Raw genomic sequence first — 25,197 nt, forward strand, 5'->3', positions numbered from 1 at the left:
CAGAGCTAAAGACCCGAGGCGAGGAGAACCTTTATGTGATCGCCGCTCGCCGCGTCGGCGAACGCCTCCGCGGCCTCGGCGAGCGGGTGGATCGCCGTCACGAGGTCCGCCGCCGGGACCGTGCCGTCCGCCAGCAGGCCCATTGCGTCCGCGTAGTCCTCGGGCAGGTAGGTCGCGCTGCCCTGCACGCGGAGCTGGCTGTCCTGCACGAGCGCCAGCGGAATCCGCACGTCGCCGACCGGCACGCCGACCACGACGACGGTGCCGCCCTTGTCGGCGATCGCCAGCGCCTGGAGGATCGTGGACTGCTCCGCGACGCAGTCGAAGACCACGTCGGCGCTCTCGCGCAGCTCCGCGCGTACCCGGTCGGCGGCGTCGGACGCGGTCGCGTCGACCGCCGCGTCCGCGCCGAAAGCGATCGCCCGTTCGCGGCTCTTGGCGCTCCGGGCCGTCAGCACCACCCGGCGCGCGCCGCGCGCCCGGGCCACCGTCAGGGTCAGCAGGCCGATCGTGCCCGCGCCGAGGATCGCCACCGTGCGGCCCGCGACATCGCCGGCCAGCCGTATCGAGTGGACGGCGGTGGACACCGGTTCGACAAGCGCGGCCGCCACGTCGTCCAGCTCGCCGGGCACGACGTGCAAGCGCCGGGCGTCGATGGTGAACGCCTCGGCCATGCCGCCCTGCGCCGAGCCGCAGCCGAAGAAGCCCAGGCGCTCACAGAGGTTCTGCCGGCCGGCCCGGCACTGCTTGCACTCCCAGCACGGTAAATAGGGCTCGACCACCACCCGCTGCCCCACCTTCACGGCCGTGACTTCCGGCGCCACCCGGGTCACGACGCCGACCACCTCGTGGCCCGGTGCGTACGGGACGGTGACGTTCGGGTGCCGGCCGCGGAGCGCGTGGGTGTCCGAGCCGCAGACGCCGGCGGCGACCATGCGCATCAGCGCCTCGCCCGGGCCGGGTGCGGGCTCCGGCGCCTCGACGACCCGCACCCCGCCGGCGGTCACCACGACCCTGCGCATCATGGCTGGAGGTTGACATCCTCTCCGCCTTGAATGACGGAGATTCCCTCCACGCCGCGTGTGGAACACGCGACGTCCGGGTGAGTTACCGCTTCGCCGCGCCGTGCCGGGACGGGGCCCGGTCTTACCTGCGCTCCACAGCCGTTTGAGTTGTCCGCCTGTCCGGCGGCCAACACGTTCAGTGCCGCGTTCACGTCCCGGTCGTGGGACGCCCCGCAGGGGCAGTCCCACGACCGGACTTTGATGGCCATCTTCTCGTTGATGCGGCCACACTGCGAGCACATCCGGGTGGACGGGAAGAACCGGTCCAACCGGCCGAACGTGCGCCCGTAACGGGCGGCCTTGTACTCCAACATGCCGATGAAGCCGGCCCAGCCCGCATCGTGCACGGACTTCGCCAGCCGGGTCCGGCCGAGACCGGCCACGCACAAGTCCTCGACGTATACCGCTTGGTTCTCGCGGATGATCCGTGTCGAGAGTTTGTGCTGCCAGTCCCGCCGGGAGTCGGCCACCCGCGCATGAGCACGAGCGACCTTGACGACGGCCTTCTTGCGGTTGTTGCTCCCGCGCTGCTTGCGGGAGAGGGCCTGTTGCAGCCGCTTGAGCTTGCGGGCCGCACGGCGCAGAAACTTCGGCGCGGCCACCTTCGTGCCGTCCGACAACACCGCGAAGTGGGTCAACCCCAGGTCGATACCCACCTGGGAGCCGACCGGCGGCAACCTTCGGTCTTCGGCCGTGGTGACGACGAACGAGGCGAAGTACCGCCCCGCCGCATCCTTGACCACGGTGATCGAGGACGGATCGGACGGCAGCGGACGCGACCAGCAGACCTCCACGTCTCCGATCTTCGGCAGACGCAGCCGGCCGTTGTCCAAGACCTTGAACCTGCTGTTCCTGGTGAACCGGATGGCCTGCCGGTTGTCCTTGCGCGACCGGTACCGGGGCGGGGCCACCTTGCGGCCCTTGCGCTTGCCCGAGATAGAGGCGAAGAAGTTGCGGTAGGCGGTGTTCAGGTCCGCCAAGGCCTGCTGCAACACCGCCGCCGACACCTCGCCCAGCCAGGCACGTTCCTCGGTGGCCTTCGCCTCGGTGATCAGCCGCCGGGACGGTTCGGCGTCGGAGATGTACTTCTCGCCTGCCTCCCGCGCCGTCTGGCGCAGGTGCAGCCCGTCGTTGAACACGACCCGCGCACACCCGAACGCCTTCGCCAGCTCGATCTGCTGGCCCGGCGTCGGATACACGCGGAAGTTGTACCGCAGCTGCACAAAGAGCACCATACATGGACTTCGAAACCGAACTGCTCGAGTGCAACGGCGAGAACAACCACCTCCACCTATACCTCGCGGGCTCCGTGGGCAGAGCACCACCGAGCGTCGTGAAGCAGTACATCGAGCAGCCGACTGTCCGGCTTATCGCAGGGCTCGGGCGTTGGCGGCCCTCCCAGCGCGGGCCTTCCGCCCCTGCCGGAGCACTTGCCCGCATTCAGGTAGCGCGGGGTACTACCGTAGGTCCGTGCGTGCAGCGACGATGGCCGACATCGCCCGGCGCGTGGGTGTGTCCCGGATCGCGGTGTCCTATGCGATAAACGGCCGTCCCGGCGTCTCCGCCGACCTGCGCCGGCGCATCCTGGTCATCGCCCGCGAGGTGGGCTACCGCGCGAACGGCCCCGCGCTCGCCCTGCACGGCGCCGCGGCCAGCGCCGTCGGGCTGGTGCTGCTGCGCTCGTCGGCGGCGCTGACCGTCGAGGTGTTCCGGCGGCAGCTCATCGCCGGCATCCAGGCCGAGCTGTCGGCGCGCGGCTTCGGGCTGGCGCTGCAACTCGTCGCCGACCTGGCCGAGGAGGTGCAGGTCTACCGGCGGTGGGCCGCCGAGCGCCGGGTCGACGGCGTGCTGATCTGCGACCCGCGCCTCGACGACCCGCGGATACCCGTCGTGCGCCGGCTCGGCCTGCCGGCCGCACTCGTCGGCGGCACGCCGCGCGACCACCTGCCCGGCGCCTGGTGCGACGACACCGGCTGGACCCGGGACCTGGTCGACCACCTGGGCGAGCTGGGCCACGCGCGGATCGCCCGGGTCAGCGGGCCGGCCGGGATGGTGCACACGACGCTGCGCGACGCGGCGATGCGCAAGGCCTGCGCCCGGCGCGGCATCAGGCTCACCGTCGTCCGGGGCGACTACACCGGCGCAGACGGCGCCGCCCGCACCCGCGAGCTGCTGCGGCGAAAACCCCGGCCGACCGCGATCGTGTACGACAACGACGTGATGGCCGTCGCGGGCCTGGGGGTCGCGGACGAGCTCGGCCTGGCCGTTCCGGCCGAGCTGTCGGTCGTTGCCTGTGAGGACTCGCCGCTCTGCCAGGTCGTCGGCCCGCCGCTGACGGCGATCCGGCGCGACATCGCGGCGTTCGGGAGCCTGGCCACCGCGCAGCTCTTCGCCGCGCTCGACGGCGAGGTGCGGCGGCCGGTCCAGGCGGAGAGCGGCCGCCTCGAGGTGCGCCGCAGCACCGGCCCCTGAGCTACCGCGGGGGAGCGGTGCTGCCGCGGGCGATCAGGCGGGCGGGCTCGTGCAGTCGGCTGCCGACCTCTTCGCCGCCGATGACGGACAGCAGCAGCCGGGCCGCGTGCGCGCCGTACGCGGAGATGTCGCGGGTCAGCGCGGTCAGCGGCGGGTGCACCAGCCCGCAGACGGGCGAGTCGTCCCAGGCCACGATGGACAGATCCGCCGGAACCGAGCAGCCCATGTCCCGCGCCACCGCCAGCCCCGCGATCGCCATGATGTCGTTGTCGTACACGATCGCCGTCGGCCTCGGGTCGCCGCTGAGCAGGTCCCGGGTCGCCCGGGCGCCGGCCTCGCCGGTGTAGTCCGTCCAGACCGTGTTCGACGAGGTGACCGGCAGCCGGGCGCACGCCTGCGCGAACGCCTGCGTCCGCGCGGCGGTGTGCGCCAGGTCCGCGATGCCGGCGACCCGGGCGACCCGCCGGTGTCCCAGGTCCGCCAGGTGCTCGAGGGCCTCCGCCACCGAGACGGCGTCGTCGGACCACACGCTCGCGCACCCGCCGCCGGCCGCCGGCGGTCCGACGATCACCGCCGGCAGGCCGATCTCCTCGACCGCCGGCACCCGCGGATCGTCGGCGCGCACGTCGCAGAGCAGCACCCCGTCGACGCGGCCCTCGACCCACCACCGCCGGTAGATGTCGATCTCCGAGGCCGCGTCGTCGTCCGGCACCATCCGCAGCATCAGCGCATAGGAGCGGGTGGACAGCTCGGCCTCGACCCCGCTCACCAGCTCCATGAAGAACGGCTCGACCCCCAGGGTGCTGGCCGGCCGCTGAAGTGCCAGCCCGACGACCTTCGCCGGCGCGCCGGCCAGCGCCCGGGCCGCCGCGCTGGCCCGGAAGCCCAGCCGTTCGGCGATGGCCAGGATCCGCGCCCGGGTCGCGTCGGACACCCCCGGGCGGTCGTTGAGCGCGTAGGACACCGCGCCCTTGGAGACGCCGGCCTCGCGGGCGATATCGGCGATCGTCGTTCGCTTCACCCTCGGCAGCATGTCACGGGGGAACCGGGTGTGGTTCCCCTGAACGGGGTAGCGCGGCCCGCCTGCCCGGCCCATGATGCAGAAATGTCCTCTTATGCCTGCGGGATCTCCGACGTGCCCCTGCTCGGCGAGACGATCGGCGCCAACCTCGAACGCACCGTCGCGGCCTTCGGTGACCGCGAGGCGCTTGTCGACGTGCCGTCCGGGCGCCGGTGGACCTACACGCAGTTCGACGGCGCCGTGAACGAGGTCGCCCGCGGCCTGCTGGCCCGGGGCATCGCCAAGGGCGACCGGGTCGGCATCTGGGCGCCGAACTGCGCGGAGTGGGTCATCACGCAGTACGCGACGGCCAAGGTCGGCGCGATCCTGGTCAACATCAACCCGGCCTACCGGACGCACGAGCTCGCCTACGTCGTCGCGCAGGCGGGGCTGAGCCTGCTGGTCAGCGCGGTCGAGTTCAAGAGCAGCGACTACCGCGGCATGATCGCCGAGATCGGCTTCACCGAAACGGTCTTCATCGGTACGCCGGACTGGGACGCGCTGATCGCCGCGGGCGAGGGGCTCTCGCTCGCCGAACGGGCCGCGACGCTGGCGTTCGACGACCCGATCAACATCCAGTACACGTCGGGCACGACCGGCTTCCCGAAGGGCGCCACGCTCTCGCATCACAACATCGCCAACAACGGCTTCTTCGTCGGCGAGCTGGTCGGCTACACCGAGGCCGACCGGATCTGCATCCCGGTGCCGCTCTACCACTGCTTCGGCATGGTGATGGGCAACCTGGCGGCCACCTCGCACGGCGCGTGCATGGTGCTGCCGGCGCGGGGCTTCGACCCCGCGGCCACGCTGCGGGCCGTCGCGGGCGAGCGCTGCACCTCCCTGTACGGCGTGCCGACCATGTTCATCGCCGAGCTGGGCCTGCCGGACTTCGCGGACCACGACCTGTCCTCGCTGCGTACCGGGATCATGGCGGGCTCGCCGTGCCCGGTCGAGGTGATGAAGCGGGTGGTCGCCGAGATGAACATGGTCGAGGTCGCCATCTGCTACGGCATGACGGAGACGTCGCCGGTGTCCACGATGACCCGCCGCGACGACGGCCTGGACCGGCGTACCGAGACGGTCGGCCGGGTGATGCCGCACCTGGAGTCGAAGGTGATCGGCCCGGAGACCGGCCTGCCGGTGCCGCGCGGCGAGGCCGGTGAGCTGTGCACCCGCGGCTACTCGGTAATGCTCGGCTACTGGGACCAGCCCGAGGCGACCGCGGAGGCGATCGACGCGGCCCGCTGGATGCACACGGGCGACCTGGCCACGATGGACGCGGACGGCTACGTCAACATCGTCGGCCGGATCAAGGACCTGGTCATCCGTGGCGGCGAGAACGTGTACCCCCGCGAGGTCGAGGAGTTCCTCTACTCACACCCGGACATCTCCGACGTCCAGGTGATCGGGGTGCCCGACGCCAGGTACGGCGAGGAGCTGATGGCCTGGGTGGTGATGCGCCCGGGCGCGACGCCGCTGACGGCCGACGCCGTGCGCGGGTTCTGCGCGGGCCGGCTCTCGCACTTCAAGGTGCCCCGCTACGTGCACGTGGTGGAGGGCTTCCCGATGACGGTGACGGGCAAGGTCCGCAAGGTGGAGATGCGCGAGATGGCCGTGGAGCTCCTCGGCCTCCAGGACGTGGCGGGCACCCGCAACGCCTAGCCCGACGGAGGCTCCGCGTGCCCGTCGGTCAGGGTGAAGAAGAAGGTGGCGCCCGCCCCGGGGGTGCTGTCGGCCCAGATGCGGCCGCCGTGCCGGGACACGACGCGGTGGACGATCGACAGACCGATGCCGTGGCCGGCGAAGTCGCCGGCGGCGTGCAGTCGCTGGAACGGTTGGAAGAGCCGGTCGAAGTCGCGCATGCTGAAACCGGCACCGTTGTCGCGCACGAAGAAGACCTCGTCCCCTTCCGATAGCGTGGCCCCGACCTCGATCCGGGCGTCGGGACGCCCGCCGGTGAATTTCCACGCGTTGCCGATCAGGTTGTTCAGGGCGAGCTGGACGAGGTGCGTGTCGCCCGTGCAGACCAGGTCGTCGTCGATCGTGGCGTTCACCTCGCGGCGCGGGTCGGCGTCGCGCAGGTCAGCCACGGCCGCGCGCGCCAGTCGACTGAGATCGACGCGCTCGCAGCGCAGTTCCGCGCGCGTGACGCGGGAGAGGCGCAGCAGGTCGTCGATGAGTTGGGACATGCGCGCCGCGTTGTCGTGGATGCGGCGCAGGTAGTGCCGCGCCTCCTCGTCCAGCCCGTCGGCGTGGTCCTGGATCAGGATCTCGGCAAGGCCGGCCATCGACCCCAGCGGGGCCCGCAGGTCGTGGGACACCGAGTACGCGAACGTATCGAGCTCCTTTGTGGATACCTCGAGTTCTCGCACCCGCTGCTCCAGCTCGGCGTTGAGCCGGCGTACCTTCTCCTCGGCCCGTTTGCGTTCGGTGATGTCGGTGGAGATGCCCGCGACGGCACAGGCCTGCCCCGCCCTGTCCATCAAGGGGACCTTGACCGTGAGGTAGGTGTGCGGCCCGTCCGGTCCGGGGGCGATCTCCTCCATCTGCACCGGGCCGCCGGCTCGGACCGCGAATCGGTCATTGGCTCGGAAGGCATCGGCTATGTGCGAGGGAAACAGCTCGTGGTCGGTGCGCCCGACGACGTCTTCACGTCGAACATCGAACCGCCGCTCGTACTCGTGATTGATGAGCACGTATCGGCCGCTCTGGTCGTGTATGTAGATGACGGCCGAGGTGTTGTCGATCAGCGCGAGCAACTGCTCCGTTCCGATCTGCGTATCGTGTGCGTGGCACGCGAGCGCCGCTGCCGGATCGGACGCGGAATCGGTTTCCATCAATCCCCCCGGTTGGATTCTCGTTGTCCAGGTGGTGCGGGGGACAACGCTCGTCAACGCGGCGCCGGGTGTGAAGATATGCCGTCGGCGAGACAGCTTGTCGCCGACGAGGGCCCCGTTCGTAACGTACCCCGTGCCGATGATCGGTGACCGGCGGAAGCCCCGTCGCCGCCCCACCCCGAATCGCCCAGACCGAACATCCGGTGCATCAGCCGGAATCTTTCTGACGGCCAGGACAGACCCGATGGGACGCGGACAGACTCCCTGAGACGGGACACATCCGGGCGTGCAGGCGGCTCGCCCGTCCGGGGTCGGTGGTGGTCCGCAGCGCCAGCCAGGCGGCTCCCGCCGCCGGGTCCCGGGCGGTCGTGACCGGGGTGCGCACGCCCGCGAGGACCGCGGTCCGCACGGGGGTCTCCCGGGTAAGGAGCCCGCCGGCTAGCACGACCGGGCCGTCCGCCGGGCCGAGCTCGGCGAGGGTGGCGACCAGGCGGGCGGCGGCCTCGGCGGTCAGCCGCTCGGCGAGGGGGTCGCCCGCCGCGACCGCCGCGCAGACCAGCGGGGCCAGCTCGGCGAACGCCGCCGGTGGCCGGCCACCGGCCCACCGCACCAGGGCGTCGCGGGAGTCCACCGCGGCGTGTTCGGCGATCCGGGCGGCGAGGCCGGCCGGCACGACCGGCCCGGTCCAGGCGCGGGCCGCCGCGCGGACCGCGCGCAGGCCCAGCCACAGGCCCGAGCCCTCGTCGCCGAGGAGCCAGCCGAGGCCGTCGGCCGTGCGGCACACCCGCCGGTCGCCGATGCGGGCCGCGACCGCTCCGGTGCCGGCGATGAGCACCGCGCCCGAGGGTGCCGCGGTGCCCGCCGCGAACGCGGTAACGGCGTCCCCGACCACGGTGACCGGGCAGTTCAGGCCGGTCGCCGCCCACTCGTCCGCGAACGCCGCCGCGATCCGCGGGTCCGCCGTGACCGCCGCGCCGGCGACCCCGACGACGCCCGCCGCGACGGTCGCCGGGTCGTGGTCGCCGAGCGCCCGGCGCACCGCCGTTCCGATGGCGCGTGCGGCCGCCGGGCCCGCGGTCGTGGGGTTGCCCGGGCCGGCGCGGCCGCGGCCGACGACGGTGCCGTCGGCGTCCGCCACCACCGCCCGGGACGCCGTGCCGCCGGCGTCGACTCCCAGCACCAGGACCATGCGTCAGATCGAAACATAGAAACTTCTTATTGACCAGACGATGAAGTGGTCGTAATTTTCATCGTCATAACCAATCGATGAAAAGGACAACCACTGGTGACGGGTGAGAGCGGCGGGCTGCTGGTGCGGCTGCGCATCGAGGGACCGACAATGCCGGAGGCGCTGGCGAAGATCGCCGAGACCATCCTCGGCGACCCGGAGACGGCCGCGCACGCGAGCATCGTCGACCTGGCCGAGCGATCGGGCACGTCGACCGCCACGGTCACCCGGTTCAGCCGGGCGCTCGGCTTCAAGGGGTACGCGAACCTGCGCGTCGCCGTCGCGACCGAGACCGGCCGGGCCGAGCAGGCGCGCTGGGAGACCGACATCAGCGGTGACATCTCGCCGGAGGATCCGCTCGGCAGCGTGCTCGACGTGATCACCGCCGCCGACACCCGGGCCATCCAGGCGACCGCCGCCGGCCTGGACACGGCCGCGATCGAGCGGGTCGCGACCGCGATCGCCGCAGCCGGCCGGGTGGAGATCTTCGGGCTGGGCAGCAGCGGCACCGCGGGCAGCGAGATGGCGTTCCGCCTCGAGCGGATCCGGATCCCGGTCCGGTACCGCGCCGACACGCACACCGCCCTGACCAACGCCGCGCTGCTCGGGCCGGGCGACGTGGCGATCGGGCTGTCGCACTCCGGCCGGACCCGCGAGGCGATCGAGACGCTCGCCGAGGCCGCCGACCACGGCGCGCTGACCGTCGCCGTCACCTCGTTCGGGCGCTCGCCGCTCGCCGAGGTGGCCGACGTCGTCTTCACCACCTCGGTGCACGAGACCACGTTCCGGCTCGCCGCGCTGTCCGCGCTGCACTCGCAGCTGCTGATCCTCGACCTCATCTACGTCGCCGTCGCGCAGCGCACCTACGAGCGGACCGCGGAGGCGCTCGAGCTCACCGTGCGGGCCGTCGACGCGCACCGCGTACCGGAGAACGGCACCGCCAACCGCAAGCGAGCACGGAGGGAGAAGCCGCTGTGACCATCACGAGCGCCGCCTACGCCGAGGTCATCGGGGAGGCCATCGCGCGGATCGGCACCGGGCAGGGCGACCGGGTGGCGCGCGCCGCCGACCTGCTGACCGGGACGCTGCGGGCGGGCGGGGTGATTCAGGCGTTCGGCTGCGGGCACTCCGAGGCGCTCGCCATGGAGATCGCCGGCCGGGCCGGCGGCCTGGTGCCGACCAACAAGATCGCGCTGCGCGACCTCGTCCTGTACGGCGGCGAGCCGGCGAGCGTGCTCAGCGACCCCCAGCTCGAGCGCACGCCCAGCGTCGCGCACCGGCTCTACGACCTAGCACCGATCAAACCCGACGACGCGTTCGTCATCGCCTCCAACTCCGGCGTCAACGGCGCGGTGGTCGAGATGGCGCACCTGGTGAAGCAGCGCGGGCACGCCCTGATCGCGATCACCTCCAGCGCGCACTCGGCCCGGGCCGGCTCGCGGCACGACAGCGGGCTCAAGCTCGGCGACCTCGCCGACGTCGTCCTCGACAACGGCGCGCCCTACGGCGACGCGTCCCTCGCATACGGCGACGGTGCCGTCGGTGCCGTCTCCTCGATCACCGCGGCGCTGCTCGCGCAGCAGATCGTCGTCGAGGTGGTGGCGCGGCTGCTGGCGCTCGGCGTCACCCCGCCGGTCTACCTGTCCGACAACGTGCCGGGCGGGCGGGAACACAACCGAGAAATCGAAGCGCGGTACGCCGGGCGCATCCGGCGTACCGCTTAGGGAAAAGGCCCAGCTGATGAACCGTTCACCCCTTCCAGGACCGTACCCCACGAGACGAACCCTGCTGCGCACGGCGGTGACCGCGGGCGTCGCGGCGCCGCTGCTGAGCGCGTGCGTGACCGGCGGCGGCGACGACGCCGACCCGGCCGCCGGCAACACCGGCGCCAAGAGCGCCGACAACCCCCTCGGGGTCAAGACGGGCGCGCCGCTCGAGGTCGTGATCTTCAAGGGCGGGTACGGCGACGAGTACGCCAAGCGCGCCGAGGCCGTCTACGCACAGAAGTACGCCGCGAAGGTCGACCATCAGGGCATCCAGAAGATCGGGGAGGCGCTCCAGCCCCGGTTCGTCGCGAACACCCCGCCGGACGTCGTGGACAACACCGGCGCGAGCCGCCTCGACATCGCCACCCTCGTCTCGGCCAAGCAGGTCGGCGACCTGGGCCAGCTGCTGGACGCGCCCGCGCTCGACCAGCCGGGCAAGACCGTGCGCGACACCCTGCTGCCCGGCGTTGTCGACGACGGCACGTTCGACAAGGTGCCGCTGACGCTCAATCTCACGTACACGGTCTGGGGTCTCTGGTATTCCAAGCCGCTCTTCGCGGCGAAGGGCTGGGCCTTCCCGAAGACCTGGGACGAGATGCTCGCGCTCTGCGCCAGCATCAAGGCCGCCGGCATCGCGCCCTGGACCTACCAGGGCAAGTACCCGGAGTACATAAACGACCCGCTGCTGTCCATGGCCGCCAAGACCGGCGGGCCGGCGCTGATCCAGGCCGTCGACAACCTCGAGCCGAACGCCTGGAAGGCGCCCGGCCTGATCGGCGCGGCCGAGGCGTTCGCCGAGCTGGCCGGCAAGGGATACATCATGTCCGGCTCCGAGGCGCTGTCGCACACCGAGGCGCAGGCGGCCTGGTCGCAGGGGAAGGCGGCGATCATCCCGTGCGGCTCGTGGCTGGAGAGCGAGCAGCAGGGCGTCACGCGGCCGAACTTCGACATGGTGATGGCGCCGGTGCCGTCGCGGACCGCCGCCGACGCGCTGAAGCAGACCGCGGTGCAGGCGGCCAGCAGCGAGTCGTTCCTGGTGCCGGCCAAGGCGAAGAACCCAGCCGGCGGCATGGAGTACCTGCGGATCCTGTTCTCGAAGCAGTCGGCGAAGGCGTTCGCCGAGTCGGCGGGCACGCTGCCCTCGGTGGCCGGCGCGACCGAGGGGCTGACCCTGTCCAGCGGCCTCGGCTCGGTGCGCGACGCGGTGGCGGCGGCCGGCCGCCAGACCTTCACGTACCGGTTCCGCACCTGGTACGCGCCGCTGGCCAAGGCCGTCGACGACGCCACCGGTGAGCTGGTCAACCGGCGCGTCACCGCGGCGCAGTGGTCGGACCGGATACAGAAGGCGGCCGACGCGCTGGCCGGGGACACCTCGGTCACGAAGTACACCCGCTGATGAGACACGGTCGGTGGCGGTTCCTGGCCGGCGCGCTGATACCCGCGCTGGCGCTGCACGTCGTGCTCGTGCTGTCGCCGTACGCGCAGGCCTTCTATCTGTCGCTGACCGACTGGACCGGCGTGGCCGGCGAGGCGCACTTCGTCGGGGCGGGCAACTACGCCCGCCTCGGCGGCGACTCGCTCTTCCTCGACGCGGTCCGCAACAACGCCGTCATGCTGGTCGTGGTCCCGCTGGTGACGATCGGGATCGGGCTCTTCCTGGCCAGCATGATGCACCTCGGCGGCCGCGGCGGACGGCGGGGGATCGCCGGCTCCGGCGCGTACCAGATCGTCTATTTCTTTCCGCAGTTGCTGTCGCTCGTCGTCATCGCGGTGCTGTGGGGTTTCGTCTACAACCCGAACAACGGCCTGCTGAACGGCGCCCTGCGCGCGGCCGGGCTGGGCGGGCTGGCGCGTAGCTGGCTGGCGTCGCCGTCGCTGGCGCTGCCCGCCGTGATGGCGGTGCTGATCTGGTCGTCGGTCGGCTTCTACGTGGTGCTGTTCAGCGCGGCGATCGACGGCATTCCCCGTGAACTGTTCGAGGCGGCGCTGATCGACGGCGCCGGTGGCTGGGCGACGTTCCGGAAGGTCACCCTTCCGCTGGTACGCCAGAGCGTGCAGGTCGCGTTCGTCTACCTCGGCATCGCGGCGCTGGACGCCTTCGCGGTCGTCCAGGTGATGACCGTCGGTCCCGGCGGCCCCGACGGCGCGACCGAGGTGATCGGACTCTCCCTGTACCGCAACGCCTTCCAGTACGGGAAGTTCGGTTACGCCTCGGCCATGGGCGTCGCCCTCTTCTTCGCCACCCTGACCCTGGCCGTGCTCGCGCTGCGGCCGGGCCGCGAGGAGCGGGCGGTGCCGGCATGACCTCTTTGCGTGAACGACCCGTGGTGGCCGCCCCGCCGGAGCCCGCCCGCGACCGACGGCGCCCCGGCTCGGTCGCCGGCGTGCACCTGGCGATGCTGGCCTGGGCCGTCGTCACCACGTTGCCGCTGATCTGGGCGGTGATCAGCTCCTTCAAGACCGACGACGAGATCCTGAACGAGCCCTGGTCGCTGCCCGCGTCGCCGCGGTTCTCCAACTGGACCCGGGCCTGGACCGAGGCGAACATCGGCCGCTACTTCCTCAACAGCGTCCTGGTGGTCGGCGGCGCCCTGCTGCTCACCATGCTGCTCGGCTCGCTCGTCGCCTACGCGCTGGCCCGGTACTCCTTCCGCGGCAACCGGCTCATCTACTACACGTTCGTCGCGGCCATGTTCTTCCCGGTCTTCCTCGCCCTGGTGCCGCTCTTCTTCGTCGTGCGGCAGCTCGGGCTGCTCGGCACCTACCAGGGGCTGATCCTGGTGTACGCGGCGTACGCCGTGCCCTTCACCGTCTTCTTCCTGCACGCGTTCTTCCGCTCGCTGCCCGGTGAGGTGGCGGAGGCGGCGTTCATCGACGGCTGCTCGCACGGCGCGGTCTTCTTCCGCGTGATGCTGCCGATGGCCCGGCCGGGCCTGGTCGCCGTCGGCATCTTCAATTTCCTCGGGCTCTGGAACCAGTACCTGCTTCCGCTGGTTCTCAATCCCGACCCGGACCGGTACGTCCTGGCGCAGGGTCTGGCCGCCCTGTCGGTCAGCCAGGGGTATCGCAGTGACTGGAGCGGTCTGTTCGCCGGCCTGACCATCGCCATGCTGCCGGTGCTCATCGCCTATGTCGCGTTCCAACGGCACATCCGCGGCGGTATGACCGCCGGCGCGGTCAAGTAGGTCCCCTTTCATCCCCCAATTCGGAGGACCCTGCTCATGTCCATCGACAAACGTAAATCCCTATGTTTCGCGGGGGCGGTCGCCCTCCTCGGCTCGCTGGCGGTCTTCAGCGGCGCGCCGAGCGCCTCGGCCGCCGACTGCGGCTACCTGTTCGACGACTTCTCCTACAACTCCTCCAGCGACGGGCTGCTGTCCTCGCACGGCTGGACGGCGCGCAGCTATCCGGGCGGTCCGGGCGTGCCCGGGGCGACCTGGTCGCCGAACAGCATCACGTTTCCCACCTCCGGCGGCCAGAAGGTCCTCCAGCTGACCGCCTCGACCGACGGCACCGGCGCGGGCACCAACCACGCGGAGCTGTACAGCACCCAGAAGCGCTACTTCGAGGGCACGTACGCCAGCCGGGTCCACTTCACCGACACCCCGTCCGGCGGCAACGACGGCGACCACATCAACGAGACGTTCTTCACGATCAGCCCGCTCAACGGCGACCTCGACCCGACCTACAGCGAGCTGGACATCTCCGAGTACCTGCCCAACGGCGGGTGGGGCGAGACGGGCCCGATCAACTACCAGACCACCTGGTACACCTACCGCAACGATCCCTGGTACGCCGACAACGTGCACTCCGAGCAGCGCAGCAGCCTGGCCGGCTGGCACGACCTGGTGGCGACGGTGTCCGGCGGCCACGTCCGGTACTACATCGACGGCGTGCTGGTCGGCGACCACTCGGGCAAGTTCTATCCCCGGCAGACGATGACCATCAACTGGAACCTGTGGTTCATCGACACGGCGGCGCACACCGGCGGGCTGAGCACGTACGTGCAGCAGGTGGACTGGGTGCTGTTCGCGAAGAACCAGGCGCTCACCCCGGCACAGGTGACGTCGAAGGCGGCGGCGTACCGCACCGCGGGCAGCACGTTCGCGGACACAGTCGACGCGACGGGCGGATGCACCACCCCGACGACCCCGCCAACGACGCCGCCCACGACCCCGCCCACGGCCCCGCCGACCTCTCCGCCGCCGGCCGGAAACTGTGCGACGGCGCCGGAGTGGTCATTCGCCACGGTCTACACGGGTGGGCAGACGGTCAAGCACGAGCGCAGCCGGTACGGCGACCCGAGCGGGCCGCCCTCGGGCGACGGCAAGCACCTGTGGCGGGCGCGGTACTGGACGCAGGGCTCCGAGCCCGGCTGGACACAGCAGTGGCAGGACCTCGGCCGCTGCTGACCGCACGCCCTGAGTCGTTGCCTTGTCAGTCACGGCCTTGAGTTGGTGCCTTGTCAGTCACGGCCTTGAGTTGGTGCCTTGTCAGTCACGGCCCTGACCTGGCGCCCCGTCCCGCACGGCCCTGAGCCGGCGCCCCGTCCCCGGTGGTGCCGGCTCAGGGGCGGTCGTGGAACTCGCCGGGTGGTGCGGCGTCCGGCGACGCGTGTTTGGCGCGTTCCGCCTCGCGTAGCTGCACCCGGCGGATCTTTCCCGAGATGGTCTTCGGCAGGTCCGCGAACTCGAGGCGCCGCACCCGCTGGTGCGGCGACAGGTGCGCCCGGCAGTGCGCGAAGATCGACCGGGCGGTCTCCTCGTCGGCGGCCCAGCCCGCGGCGAGCACGACGTACGCCTTCGGCACGTGCAGCCGCAGCGCGTCCGGCGAGGGCACGACCGCCGCCTCCACCACCGCCTCGTGCTCGATCAGCACGCTCTCCAGCTCGAACGGCGAGATCCGGTAGTCGGAGGCCTTGAACACGTCGTCGGTGCGCCCCACGTAGGTGATGTAGCCGTCCGCGTCGCGGGAGCCGATGTCGCCCGTGTGGTAGTAGCCGCCGGCCGTCGCCGCCGCGGTCAACTCGGCGTCGCCGTGGTACCCGACCATCAGGCCCAGCGGGCGGGGATCGAGCTCCAGGCAGATCTCGCCCTCGTCCGCGTGCCCGCCGGAGGCCGGGTCGATCAACGCCACCCGGTAGCCGGGCACCGGCCGGCCCATCGAGCCCGGTCGCACCGTCTGACCGGGGGTGTTGGCGATCTGGACCGTCGTCTCCGTCTGGCCGAAGCCATCGCGGATCGTGACGCCCCAGGCCTTCTGCACCTGCTCGATCACCTCGGGGTTCAGCGGCTCGCCCGCGCCGACGACCAGCCGCGGCGGGTTCGTGCACGCGGTCAGGTCGGACTGGATCAGCATGCGCCACACGGTCGGCGGCGCGCAGAAGCTCGTCACCCCGCAGCGCTGCATCGCGGCGAGCAGCCGGGGACCGTCGAACCGCGAATAGTTGTGGATGAACACGCACGCCTGGGCGTTCCACGGGGCGAAGACGTTGCTCCACGCGTGTTTCGCCCAGCCCGGCGACGAGATGTTCAGGTGCACGTCGCCGGGGCGCAGCCCGATCCAGTACATCGTGGACAGATGCCCGGCCGGGTACGACGCGTGGGTGTGCTCGACCAGCTTCGGCCGCGCGGTGGTGCCGGACGTGAAGTAGAGCAGCAGCGTGTCGCCCGCGTCGGTGACCCCGTCGGGAGTGAAGTCCGCCGGCCCGGCGTACGCGTCGGAGAGGGCGTGCCAGCCGTCGGCCGCCGGCCCGACCGCGATGCGGGTGACATCGTCGCCGATCCCGGCGAAGCGCTCCGCCGCCGAGGCAAGGGCGATGACGTGCCGGGCACCGCCGCGCGCCACCCGGTCGCGGGCGTCCGCCGGGCCGAGCAGCGGGGTCGCCGGGATGATGATCGCGCCGAGCTTCATCACCGCGAGGATGGCGTCCCAGAGCTCGACCTGGTTGCCGAGCATCAGCACCACCCGGTCGCCGCGGCGCACCCCGCGGTCGCGCAGCCAGTTGGCGACCTGATCGGACCGGCGCGCCAGCTCCGCGAACGAGTAGCGCCGCTCCGAGTCGTCCTCCTCGACGATCCAGAGCGCCGGGCTGTCGTTGCCCTCGGCGATGACGTCGAACCAGTCGAGGGCCCAGTTGAACGCGCCGAGCCGGGGCCAGGCGAAATCCGCGTACGCGCCGGCGTAGTCCTCCCGGTGCGCCAGCAGGAAGTCCCGGGCCTCGCGAAACGCCGCCGTACCCGCACTCGCCGCCATGTCTGCCTCCCGGTCGTCCGAATCAGCCTGCCCCTCCGCCGGGCGGTCCGCCACCCGGGCCGGGGTGGCGGACCGCGTGTTCACTCCGAACAGCTCCGGTCGGCGGCCGGCAGCACCCCGCTCGCCAGGTACGCGTCGACGGCCCGGTCCACGCAGGCCGCGCCCCGGAACAGGTACACGCCGTGCGTGCGGGCGCCGTCGAGCACGATCATCCGCGAGCCGGTCAGCGCCCGGTGCAGCGCCCGCGCGCCCGGCAGCTGGGAGTTGACGTCCTTCTCCGCCTGGACGATCAGCGCGGGCACCGCGTTGCCGATCCGCACCGCCGGCTCCTTCGGCGTGTTCGGCCACGCGGCGCACGGCGTGATCGTGCGGGCCAGCGGCTCGAAGAGCGGCGAGGCCGCCCGGTGCGCGCGGATGTCCCGCCAGTACACCCGCGGGTCGCGGGACACCTCCGCGTCGCCGCAGAGGACGGCGGTCTGCGCGCTGTGCTGCGCCGAGCCGACGCCGCCGACCAGGCCCTCCAGCGTCCGCGCCATCTCCTCCGTCGGCTCGGCCGGTCGGCCTTCCGCGGCCCGGGCCAGCGCGGCGACGACCCGCGCCAACTCGTCGTCGCCCGAGTCGTCGGTCAGCGGCGTGACGATGAGCCCGGGCACGAGGGTGTCGTCCACCGAGTACGTGCCGACCCGCAGCGGGCGGCGCGCCGCGGCGGCGTAGACGCCCCGCACGACGCCGAGCACGGCGTCGGCGTTCGCGCCGAGGTGGTACTCGGCGTCGCGGGCGGCGGCCCAGGCCGCCCAGTCCCGGAGCCCGGCCTCGCGCCCGGCGGCGGTGTCGCGCAGGGCGAGGGTGCCGGGCAGCGCCGGATCGATGGCGCTGTCCAGCACGATCCGGTCGGCCCGGTCCGGGAAGAGCTGCGCGTACGCGGCGCCGAGCAGCGAGCCCTGCGAGTAGCCGAGGTACGAGAGCCTCGGCTCGCCGAGCGCGGCGCGCACGACGTCCATGTCGCGGGCGATGTTCGCCGTCGAGGCGTACGGCAGCAAGGCCGCCTCGGTACGGCCGCAGCGCGCGGCGAGGTCGCGGGTGAGCGCCACCATCGCGTCGAAGCCGGCCCGGTCGGCGCCGGCGGAGCGCGGCAGCCAGCGCGCGGGCCAGCCGCAGTCGATCGGGCTGCTGCGCCCGGCGAAGCGCGGGTCCATGCCGATCAGGTCGAACCGTTCGCCGGTCTCACCCATCGCGGCGCGGGCCAACGGGACGGCGTCCAGCACCGGACTGGCCGGACCACCCAGGTTGATGACCATTGAGCCGATCCGGTGCGCGGTGTCCGCGCCCCGGCTGCGTGCGATGGCGACGCTGATGCTCCGGCCACGCGGCCGCGAGTGGTCGAGCGGGACGGCGACGTCGCCGCACTCAACGCCGGCCCGGTCAAGGGCCGCCCCCGCTGCGTCTCCGGGCCCGAGCGCACAGAAATGCCAGGCGATCCGTCCCGCGACCGCGGTCCCTGCGGCGGTCGTGCCTGCGGCGGTCGTGCCTGCGGCGGTGGTCCCTGCGGCGGTCGTGCCTGCAACGGTCGTGCCTGCGGCGGTGGTCCCTGCGGCGGTCGTGCCTGCGGCGGTCGTGCCTGCAACGGTCGTGCCTGCGACCGTGGTGCCTGCGACGGTGGTCCCAGCGATGGTCGTGCCTGCGACCGTGGTGCCTGTGGCCGTGGTCCCTGCGGCTGTGGTTCTTGCGACCGTGGTTCTTGTGGTCGTCGGTACTGCGGTCGCGGGTGTGGCGGGGGTGGTGATGATGCAGAGGGTTGCCGCGAGCGGGATCGCGGACCAGTGGACGGGTTTCATGGGTGGGCCTCCGATCAGGCGTCGCGGCGGCGCAGGCACCAGGCGCCGGCGCACATCGCGATCGCGATGTAGAGCGAGAAGACGGCCGCGCCCGCCCACGGCGGGAGCAGCGCCGAGTCCGGGCGGACCGTCGTGACGGCCAGGCCCGCCGGCGACGGCAGCCAGCCGTAGACGTCGTCGGCCAGGCCGGTCGGCAGGAGGCCGGTCAGCATCTGCGGTCCGAGCAGGACGCCGAACACCGCCGCGATGCCGCCGGCCGTGTGCCGCACCACGGTGCCGAGGCCGAGGCCGAGCAGCGCGACGAGCGCCAGGTAGCCGGCGCCGCCGACGACCGCGCGCGCCACGCCCGGCTCGGTGAGCGAGGTGTCGAGGTGCTCCGCGGCCAGCACCGACTGGCCGGCTAGGAAGGCGGCGAGGACGGCGGGCAGGCTCACCGCGAACGTCACGCACCCGAGCACCGCCGCCTTGCCCCAGAGCACCGGGGTGCGCCGCGGCACGGCCGCGAGGGTGGTGCGGATCAGGCCGTTCGCGTATTCGTTGGTGACGACCAGGACGCCGAGCACGCCCACCGCGAGATGTGCCGCCTGCACCCCGGCCAGGCTGACCGCGACGGCGTCGAAGGTGGACCCCGCGGCCGGCGGGTGACTCGCCCGCGCCGTCGAGTAGAGGATGCCGAAGCCGACGATCAGGCACACGGCGCTGAGCAGCGACCAGGCGGTGGAGGCGACGGAGCGCAGCTTGGTCAGCTCGGCAAGCACGACGGTCATCGGTCGTCACCCCTCGTGGTGGCCGTGCGGAACTCGGCCGCCCCGGCGGTGAGCTCGAGGAAGGCCTCCTCGAGCGAGCCGTGCCCGGAGTCCGCGACCAGCCGGTCCAGGCTCGTGTCCGCGATCAGCCGGCCCCGGCCGATGACGACGACGTGGTCGGCGGTCAGCGCCATCTCGGTCATGAGGTGTGACGAGACGAAGACCGTGCGGCCCTCGGCGGCGAGGTCGCGCAGCAGGCCGCGGACCCAGCGGATGCCCTCAGTGTCCAGGCCGTTGAGCGGCTCGTCGAGGATCAGCGTGCGCGGGTCGCCGAGCAGCGCGGTGGCGATGCCGAGCCGCTGCTGCATGCCGAGCGAGAACCGTCCGGCCCGCCGGTTCGCGACCCCGTCCAGGCCGACCGCGTCGATGACCTCGCGCACCCGCGAGCGTGGGATGCCGTTGGACTGTGCGAGCGCGAGCAGGTGGTGATAGGCGCTGCGGCCCGGGTGCACGGCCCGGGCCTCCAGCAGCGCACCGACCTCGCGCAGCGGCGTGCGGTGTGCGGCGTAGGGCTTGCCGTTCACGCTCACCGAGCCGCGGGTCGGTGCGTCCAGCCCCAGGATCATCCGCATCGTGGTGGACTTGCCGGCGCCGTTCGGGCCGAGGAAGCCGGTCACCACTCCCGGCCGTACCGTGAAGGTCAGGTCTTGGACGGCGTGGCTGTCGCCGTATCTCTTGGTCAGGCCCTTTGCCTCGATCATGTGTCCCCCTCGGTGGTCGCCTCCCAGGCTTCCGGCCGGGAGGCGTCCGGTCAGTGGGGTGTGCGCGCCGCCGAGGGTGTGGATTTCCCCACCCCGAGCCAGGGGATTTCCGGATGGTCAGGCACCGCCCGCCTGCCTACGGTCGACCCGTGGACTCCTGGATTCATGCGAAGGCTCAGCCGGGTGCCGGGCGGTCGGCCCGGCATCTGCTTGTCGGCGCCCTGCTGTCGCCCCTCGCCGCCGGCCTGCTTGCCACGTTGGTGATCCTGTGGGGCACGGCGCTCTTCAGCCTGCTCACCGGGCCCGAGGGCGGATGGGGCCTGATCGTCCTCTACGTCGTGACAGTTCTGGCACTGCCGATCGTGACGGCCTGGTTCGTCCACGAGATCGGCGTGCTGCAACGGTCGCGCTTCCGGCACTTGCTCGGTGTCGACATCGCGGAGCCGTCCTGGACGCTGCGCAGCACGGCCCGGCAGGCGGCCTATCACATGTGGGCGCTGGCGGTCGCCCTGCCGGCGGTGGTGCTGTTCGTGGCGCCCCCGGCCGCCCGGTGGCTCGCTCGGCGAGACTCGGCGGTTGCCGAGGACATGCTCGGCCCCACCAGGATCGAGGTGCTCAACCGGCGGCTGGAGTCGTTGCGGAGCAGCCGCGCCGAGGTGCTGCTGGCCGCCGACGAGGAGCGCCGCCGCATCGAGCGCGATCTGCACGACGGGGCACAGCAGCGGCTCATGTCCCTGGCCCTCAACCTCGGCATGGCCCGAGAGGCGATCACCGAACCGTCGCCGGCCCGGGAGGCGATCGTGGCGGCGCACGAGGAGGCGATGCTGGCCCTGACCGAGCTGCGGCACTTCGTGCGCGGGCTGCATCCGGCGGTGCTCGAGGATCGGGGTCTCGACGCCGCCATCTCGGGCATCGCCGCGCGTTCCCCGATTCCGGTCGAGGTGTCCGTCGACATCGGACGTCGCTGTCCGGGGACCATCGAGGCCATCGCCTACTTCATCGTCTCCGAAGCCCTGACGAACGTGACCAGGCACGCCTCGGCGACCCAGGCGTCGGTCGACGTGCGGCGACACGGCGGCCGGCTGGCCGTCACGGTGCGGGACGACGGCCGTGGTGGTGCCACCACCAGGCCCGGTGGTGGTCTCGCCGGCCTCGCTCAGCGCGCCGCCGCGGTCGACGGCGAACTGAGTCTCGACAGCCCGGCCGGTGGGCCGACGATCGTCGAGGCGGTGCTGCCGTGCGGGTGATCCTGGCCGAGGACTCGGTGCTGCTCCGCGCCGGGCTGACGAAGCTGCTGACCGACGGCGGCTTCGACGTGGTCGACGCGGTGGGCGACGGCGAGGAACTGCTTCGCTCGGTCGCCGAGCACGGGCCCGACCTGGTGGTCGTCGACGTGCGGATGCCGCCGACCCACACCGACGAGGGCATCCGCGCCGCGCTGGCGATCCGGCGGCTGCGGCCGGACATCGCGATCCTGGTGCTGTCGCAGTACGTCGAGGAGCGGTATGCGACGGACCTGCTGTCGGCGGCCACCAGTTCGGTCGGCTATCTGCTCAAGGACCGGGTCGCCCGGGTCGGCGACTTCCTCGACGCCCTGCGCCGCGTCGCCGCCGGCGGCACCGCCCTGGACCCGGAGGTGGTCACCCAGCTCATGGTGCGGCGCCGGCCGGATCCGCGGTCCCGGCTCACGCCCCGCGAGCTGGAGGTGCTGCGGTTGATGGCCGAGGGACGCTCCAACAACGGCATCGTCGACGCCCTCGGCGTCAGCCACAGCGCGGTCGAGAAGTATGTGGGCAACATCTTCGCCAAGCTCGACCTGCCGCCGACCGACACCGACCACCGCCGCGTCCTGGCGGTCCTCAAGTACCTGGGCGACGGCCGGCCATCATGATCCGCGAGACGCCGCCCCGTCAGACGTTGATCCCCACCTCGGAGTCCGGCACCGACCCCGCGTTCTGGAGGGTCCGGCCGCACGCGGCCGCCGCCTGGGCCTTCGCCAGGGCGACCGGGAAGCCGCGCGTCGCGCGCCACAGCTTCACGATCAGGAGGAGCTCGAATGCCAGCAGCAGGGCGCCCGCCACCAGCGAGGTGGCGATGACCCAGCCGGTCAGCGGGCCGATGATGAAGACCGCCATCTCGAACTCGATGCCGCTGACCAGGTGCGTGCGGATCCGGTGCCGCAGCAGGGCCGCGCGCAGCCTGGCACGCGGACCCTGCGGTGGCGCCAGCGCGGCGTCCGGCGCTGTGCGCGGCGCCGGCCCGGCCGCCTCCGTCAGTTCCGCGCGCATGGTCTCGCGGGTCTTGGCCATCTGCTGCGAGTTGACGTAGCGGAACAGGTCCAGGAAGGTCACCACGATCAGGGTCCAGAGGTACGCGACCTCGCCCGTCCGGGCGTACCCGCCGCCGAAGAGCGCGACCGCGCACATGAAGACGCGGAGCCGGTCGAACATGAAGTCGAACCAGGCGCCGAAGAGTGACCCGGTGCCGTTCAGCCGGGCGACCTTGCCGTCCATGCAGTCCACGACGAAGCTCAGATGGAAGAACACCGCGCCGGCGGCGAGCCACCACCGCTCGCCGGCCAGGAAGCACGGGGCCAGGAAGCAGGCCGCCGAGGCAACGCCCAGCAGCGTCGCCAGGCCGGTAAGCAGGTTCGGGGTGATCCACCGGTAGGGGGCGACGAGGCGGACCAGCCTCGCCGCGAGCGGATCGACGAGCAGGACGGTCCACCACGCGTCGCGGACCTTGTAGGTCTGCTCGCGGATTTCCTGCAATGAAGAACGACGCACCATAACCCGTGTCAACGGAGCGATCCGGCAGTGGACACTACCTTTGCACTATTTGTGACGAATTGGCCGCATCGTTATGCAGGTCTGCGTGTTTGAGAGGTTACAAAGAGCAGCCCGCATAGTAACGTCCGTTCATGGTCAACGGTCGATCTCCGGTCGACCGGGCGGAGGCCGAGGGCGGCACGCCTGGTCCGGCGTCCACGGTGGATCCGGGCCTGCCGGCACCGGGTGCGCTCGCCGATCCCGCGGCCGTCCACTTCGACGACGAGGAGCGCCCGGCCCGCGCGCTGACCGGCCCGATCGGGGCCGGCGTAGCCGTGGTCGCCTTCGTCGCGGCCCTGCTCGCGCTCTGGCAGGTCTTCCGGCCGCTCGCTCAGGGCAGCCAGTTCTACCTGATCATCTTCCTGGCCCTGACGCTCCCGCTCGTCTTCCTCGTCTACCGCTCGGGATGGCCCGCGCGCGCCCGGCCCCGGCCCGCCGCCGACCGGCCGAAGGCGCCCGACCGGCCCCCTGTGCCCGACCAGCCGACCGTGGCCGAGCGGCCGACCGTGGCCGAGCGGCCGACCGTGGCCGACCGGCCGACAGTGGCCGACTGGGTGCTCGCCGCCGTGACCCTGCTGGTCTGCCTCTACCCGGTGAACCCGTTCAACGGTGGCTACGACGGGTTCCTCGACCGGCAGGGGCTGCTCGAACCCGCCGACGTCATCGCCGGGGCGATCATGCTGGTGCTCGTCGTCGAGGCCTGCCGGCGCACCACGGGCCTGGCCCTGCCGCTGGTCTGCCTGGCGTTCCTCGCCTACGGCTACTACGGCGGCCTGCTGCCGCAGAACTGGTCGATCGCCCACTCCGGCCTGGACTTCGCCCAGATCGTCGACGCGCTCTACAACTCCGGCAGCGGCTTCTACGGCACGCCGCTCGACGTCGCCGCCACCTACATCGTGCTCTTCACCATCTATGGGGCCGTCCTCGACCTCTCCGGCGCCAGCCGGTTCTTCGTCGACCTCTCCGTCGCCGCCTTCCGCAGGTCGCGGGGCGCCGCCGGGCGTACGGCGGTGGCCGCGGGCTTCCTGCTCGGCACCGTCTCCGGATCGGGCACCGCGACCGCGGTCAGCGTCGGCGCCGTCACCTGGCCGATGCTGCGGCGGGCCGGCTACCCCGCCGAGCAGGCCGGCGGCATGCTCGCCGCCGCCGGCGTCGGCGCGATCCTCTCCCCGCCGACCCTCGGCGCGGCCGCGTTCATCGTGGCCGAGTACCTCGACGTCTCGTACCTGACCGTGCTCGGCTGGGCGATGATCCCGACCGTCCTCTACTACCTGGGCATCCTGCTCGCCGTCGAGATCGACGTGCGGCGGTTCCGGGTGCGCGCGGTCGAGGTGCCGCAGACCAGCGCCGGGCGGCTGCTGCTGCGGTTCGGCTACCACTTCTCGTCGCTGGTGCTGATCGTCGTCCTGCTCGCCGTCGGCCAGAGCGCGACCCGCGCCGTCGTCTACGCGACCCTGCTGGCCGCGGCGCTCTCCTTCCTGGACCGGCGCGCCTGGCTGACGCCGCGGCGGCTGTTCGCGGCCCTGTCGTCGGGCGTCCGCGGTGTGCTGCCGGTCGTCGCGGTCTGCACCGCGGCCGGCATCATCACCGCGACCACCACCAAGACCGGCCTCGGCGCCCAACTGGCCTCGCTGCTGGTCAGCGGCGCACAGGCGGTCACCGACAACCCGACCGCGGTGCTCGCGCTGACCGTCGTGCTGGCCGCGATCGCCCTGGCGATCCTCGGCCTGGCCGTGCCGGTCACCGCCAGCTTCATCATCGGCTGGGTGATCATCGGCCCGGCGCTGCTCGCGCTCGGCGTCTCCCCGGCCGCCGCCGCCATGTTCGTCTTCTACTTCTCGGTGCTCTCCGAGGTCACCCCGCCGACGGCGCTCGCCGCGGTCGGCGCCAGCGCGATCACCGGTGGCCGCGCGGTGGCAACAATGTGGCAGGCCCTCAAGTACGCGCTTCCCGCCTTCCTGGTCCCGATCGCGTTCGTGCTCACCGAGCCCGGCGAGTACCTGCTGGCCCGGGGGCCGGCGATCGGCATCGTCTGGGCCAGCATCGTCGCGGCCTTCGCGGTACTCGGCCTGGCGATCGCGACCGGCGCCTGGGTACCCGGCGTCGGCGCGGCCGGCCCCGCCAGCCGGATCCTCGGCGGCGCCGCCGGGCTGCTGCTGCTCTACCTCGCCCCGCTCACGATCGTGATGGGCGCCGTCGCGCTCGTCCTCGCCGCCGGAATCGCGTTCATCCATCGAACAGGGAGGACCACGCTATGAGCAATTTTCAACCTGTCCACGGGCCAGAGGCATCCGGGCCGTCGTCCCCCGCCGGGAGGCGCAGCCCGGGCCGCGTTGAAAAAAGCT

The 25,197-nt window shown here is 72.1% G+C and carries 20 protein-coding genes and 1 pseudogene; 11 read left to right on the plus strand and 10 right to left on the minus strand.

The genetic code is table 11. The annotated features are described in order from the left end of the window. Positions 1-5: 5 nt before the first annotated feature. Together BJ971_RS05875 and BJ971_RS05880 are read right to left on the minus strand one after the other, a co-directional pair. Positions 6-1,025, minus strand: coding sequence for a zinc-dependent alcohol dehydrogenase (locus BJ971_RS05875; RefSeq protein WP_184990529.1), 1,020 nt, complete (start codon positions 1,023-1,025; stop codon positions 6-8). Further along, the gene (locus tag BJ971_RS05880; RefSeq protein WP_184990530.1) at positions 1,022-2,287 is read right to left on the minus strand and encodes an RNA-guided endonuclease InsQ/TnpB family protein; all 1,266 of its coding nucleotides are present in this window, start codon (positions 2,285-2,287) and stop codon (positions 1,022-1,024) included. The genes BJ971_RS05875 and BJ971_RS05880 overlap by 4 nt, the downstream gene beginning before the upstream one ends. A gap of 247 nt (positions 2,288-2,534) precedes the next feature. Between BJ971_RS05880 and BJ971_RS05885 the strand changes: the two genes are divergently transcribed. Next, positions 2,535-3,536: a LacI family DNA-binding transcriptional regulator gene (locus BJ971_RS05885; protein ID WP_377885287.1), complete on the plus strand. Its 1,002-nt coding sequence runs from the start codon at positions 2,535-2,537 to the stop codon at positions 3,534-3,536. 1 nt (position 3,537) lies between these two features. Here the strand turns inward: BJ971_RS05885 and BJ971_RS05890 are convergent, their stop codons facing one another. Further along, positions 3,538-4,569 (minus strand): LacI family DNA-binding transcriptional regulator, encoded by a 1,032-nt coding sequence (locus tag BJ971_RS05890; RefSeq protein ID WP_184990531.1) that lies wholly within the window; start codon positions 4,567-4,569, stop codon positions 3,538-3,540. A gap of 72 nt (positions 4,570-4,641) precedes the next feature. Between BJ971_RS05890 and BJ971_RS05895 the strand changes: the two genes are divergently transcribed. After that, positions 4,642-6,258: an AMP-binding protein gene (locus BJ971_RS05895; RefSeq protein WP_184990532.1), complete on the plus strand. Its 1,617-nt coding sequence runs from the start codon at positions 4,642-4,644 to the stop codon at positions 6,256-6,258. Here the strand turns inward: BJ971_RS05895 and BJ971_RS05900 are convergent. Then, the gene (locus tag BJ971_RS05900; protein WP_184990534.1) at positions 6,255-7,433 is read right to left on the minus strand and encodes a sensor histidine kinase; all 1,179 of its coding nucleotides are present in this window, start codon (positions 7,431-7,433) and stop codon (positions 6,255-6,257) included. The genes BJ971_RS05895 and BJ971_RS05900 overlap by 4 nt on opposite strands. Positions 7,434-7,641: 208 nt before the next feature. Next, positions 7,642-8,622, minus strand: a complete 981-nt coding sequence (locus tag BJ971_RS05905) for an N-acetylglucosamine kinase (protein ID WP_184990536.1) — start codon at positions 8,620-8,622, stop codon at positions 7,642-7,644. A gap of 96 nt (positions 8,623-8,718) precedes the next feature. On the opposite strand from BJ971_RS05905, the gene BJ971_RS05910 reads away from it, so the two are divergent. From BJ971_RS05910 to BJ971_RS05935, 6 genes are read left to right on the plus strand one after another with little or no spacing between them, the layout of a single operon-like run. Next, complete coding sequence (locus BJ971_RS05910) at positions 8,719-9,639, plus strand: MurR/RpiR family transcriptional regulator (protein WP_184990538.1); 921 nt, start codon at positions 8,719-8,721, stop codon at positions 9,637-9,639. Next, entirely contained in the window at positions 9,636-10,385 is a 750-nt protein-coding gene (locus BJ971_RS05915; RefSeq protein WP_184990540.1) for a sugar isomerase domain-containing protein, read from the plus strand. Before BJ971_RS05910 ends, BJ971_RS05915 begins: the two co-directional genes overlap by 4 nt. Positions 10,386-10,401: 16 nt before the next feature. After that, on the plus strand, positions 10,402-11,823 hold the full coding sequence (ngcE, locus tag BJ971_RS05920; protein WP_184990542.1) for an N-acetylglucosamine/diacetylchitobiose ABC transporter substrate-binding protein: 1,422 nt from the start codon (positions 10,402-10,404) through the stop codon (positions 11,821-11,823). After that, the gene (locus tag BJ971_RS05925) at positions 11,823-12,731 is read left to right on the plus strand and encodes a carbohydrate ABC transporter permease (RefSeq protein ID WP_184990544.1); all 909 of its coding nucleotides are present in this window, start codon (positions 11,823-11,825) and stop codon (positions 12,729-12,731) included. The genes ngcE and BJ971_RS05925 overlap by 1 nt, the downstream gene beginning before the upstream one ends. Continuing rightward, on the plus strand, positions 12,728-13,612 hold the full coding sequence (locus tag BJ971_RS05930; RefSeq protein WP_184990546.1) for a carbohydrate ABC transporter permease: 885 nt from the start codon (positions 12,728-12,730) through the stop codon (positions 13,610-13,612). The genes BJ971_RS05925 and BJ971_RS05930 overlap by 4 nt, the downstream gene beginning before the upstream one ends. A 36-nt stretch (positions 13,613-13,648) precedes the next feature. After that, positions 13,649-14,839, plus strand: coding sequence for a glycosyl hydrolase (locus BJ971_RS05935; protein WP_184990548.1), 1,191 nt, complete (start codon positions 13,649-13,651; stop codon positions 14,837-14,839). Between the two features lie 154 nt (positions 14,840-14,993). Here the strand turns inward: BJ971_RS05935 and BJ971_RS05940 are convergent, their stop codons facing one another. From BJ971_RS05940 to BJ971_RS05955, 4 genes and pseudogenes are all read right to left on the minus strand, one after another. After that, the gene (locus BJ971_RS05940) at positions 14,994-16,766 is read right to left on the minus strand and encodes an AMP-binding protein (protein ID WP_275411378.1); all 1,773 of its coding nucleotides are present in this window, start codon (positions 16,764-16,766) and stop codon (positions 14,994-14,996) included. Continuing rightward, positions 16,763-17,980 carry an alpha/beta hydrolase gene (locus tag BJ971_RS05945; RefSeq protein WP_184990550.1) on the minus strand — a complete coding sequence of 406 codons (1,218 nt, stop codon included), beginning with the start codon at positions 17,978-17,980 and terminating at the stop codon, positions 16,763-16,765. Before BJ971_RS05945 ends, BJ971_RS05940 begins: the two co-directional genes overlap by 4 nt. A gap of 551 nt (positions 17,981-18,531) precedes the next feature. Next, positions 18,532-19,284 (minus strand): ABC transporter permease, encoded by a 753-nt coding sequence (locus BJ971_RS05950; protein WP_184990552.1) that lies wholly within the window; start codon positions 19,282-19,284, stop codon positions 18,532-18,534. Positions 19,285-19,286: 2 nt separating this feature from the next. Beyond that, a pseudogene (locus tag BJ971_RS05955) lies at positions 19,287-20,024 on the minus strand (ABC transporter ATP-binding protein); the annotation flags it as partial. A 149-nt stretch (positions 20,025-20,173) separates the two neighbouring features. On the opposite strand from BJ971_RS05955, the gene BJ971_RS05960 reads away from it, so the two are divergent. Then, complete coding sequence (locus BJ971_RS05960; protein ID WP_239087467.1) at positions 20,174-21,271, plus strand: sensor histidine kinase; 1,098 nt, start codon at positions 20,174-20,176, stop codon at positions 21,269-21,271. Continuing rightward, positions 21,262-21,915 carry a response regulator transcription factor gene (locus BJ971_RS05965; RefSeq protein WP_184990558.1) on the plus strand — a complete coding sequence of 218 codons (654 nt, stop codon included), beginning with the start codon at positions 21,262-21,264 and terminating at the stop codon, positions 21,913-21,915. The genes BJ971_RS05960 and BJ971_RS05965 overlap by 10 nt, the downstream gene beginning before the upstream one ends. A gap of 19 nt (positions 21,916-21,934) precedes the next feature. Here BJ971_RS05965 and BJ971_RS05970 read toward each other — a convergent pair whose 3' ends face one another. After that, positions 21,935-22,795 carry a CDP-alcohol phosphatidyltransferase family protein gene (locus BJ971_RS05970; RefSeq protein WP_239087466.1) on the minus strand — a complete coding sequence of 287 codons (861 nt, stop codon included), beginning with the start codon at positions 22,793-22,795 and terminating at the stop codon, positions 21,935-21,937. Positions 22,796-22,944: 149 nt separating this feature from the next. Between BJ971_RS05970 and BJ971_RS05975 the strand changes: the two genes are divergently transcribed. Continuing rightward, a complete protein-coding gene (locus tag BJ971_RS05975) occupies positions 22,945-25,110 on the plus strand; it encodes a TRAP transporter permease (protein ID WP_184990563.1) in 2,166 nt (721 codons plus the stop codon). Positions 25,111-25,197 lie beyond the last annotated feature (87 nt).

The sequence above is a fragment of the Amorphoplanes digitatis genome (assembly GCF_014205335.1).
Classification (GTDB): Bacteria; Actinomycetota; Actinomycetes; order Mycobacteriales; family Micromonosporaceae; genus Actinoplanes; species Actinoplanes digitatus.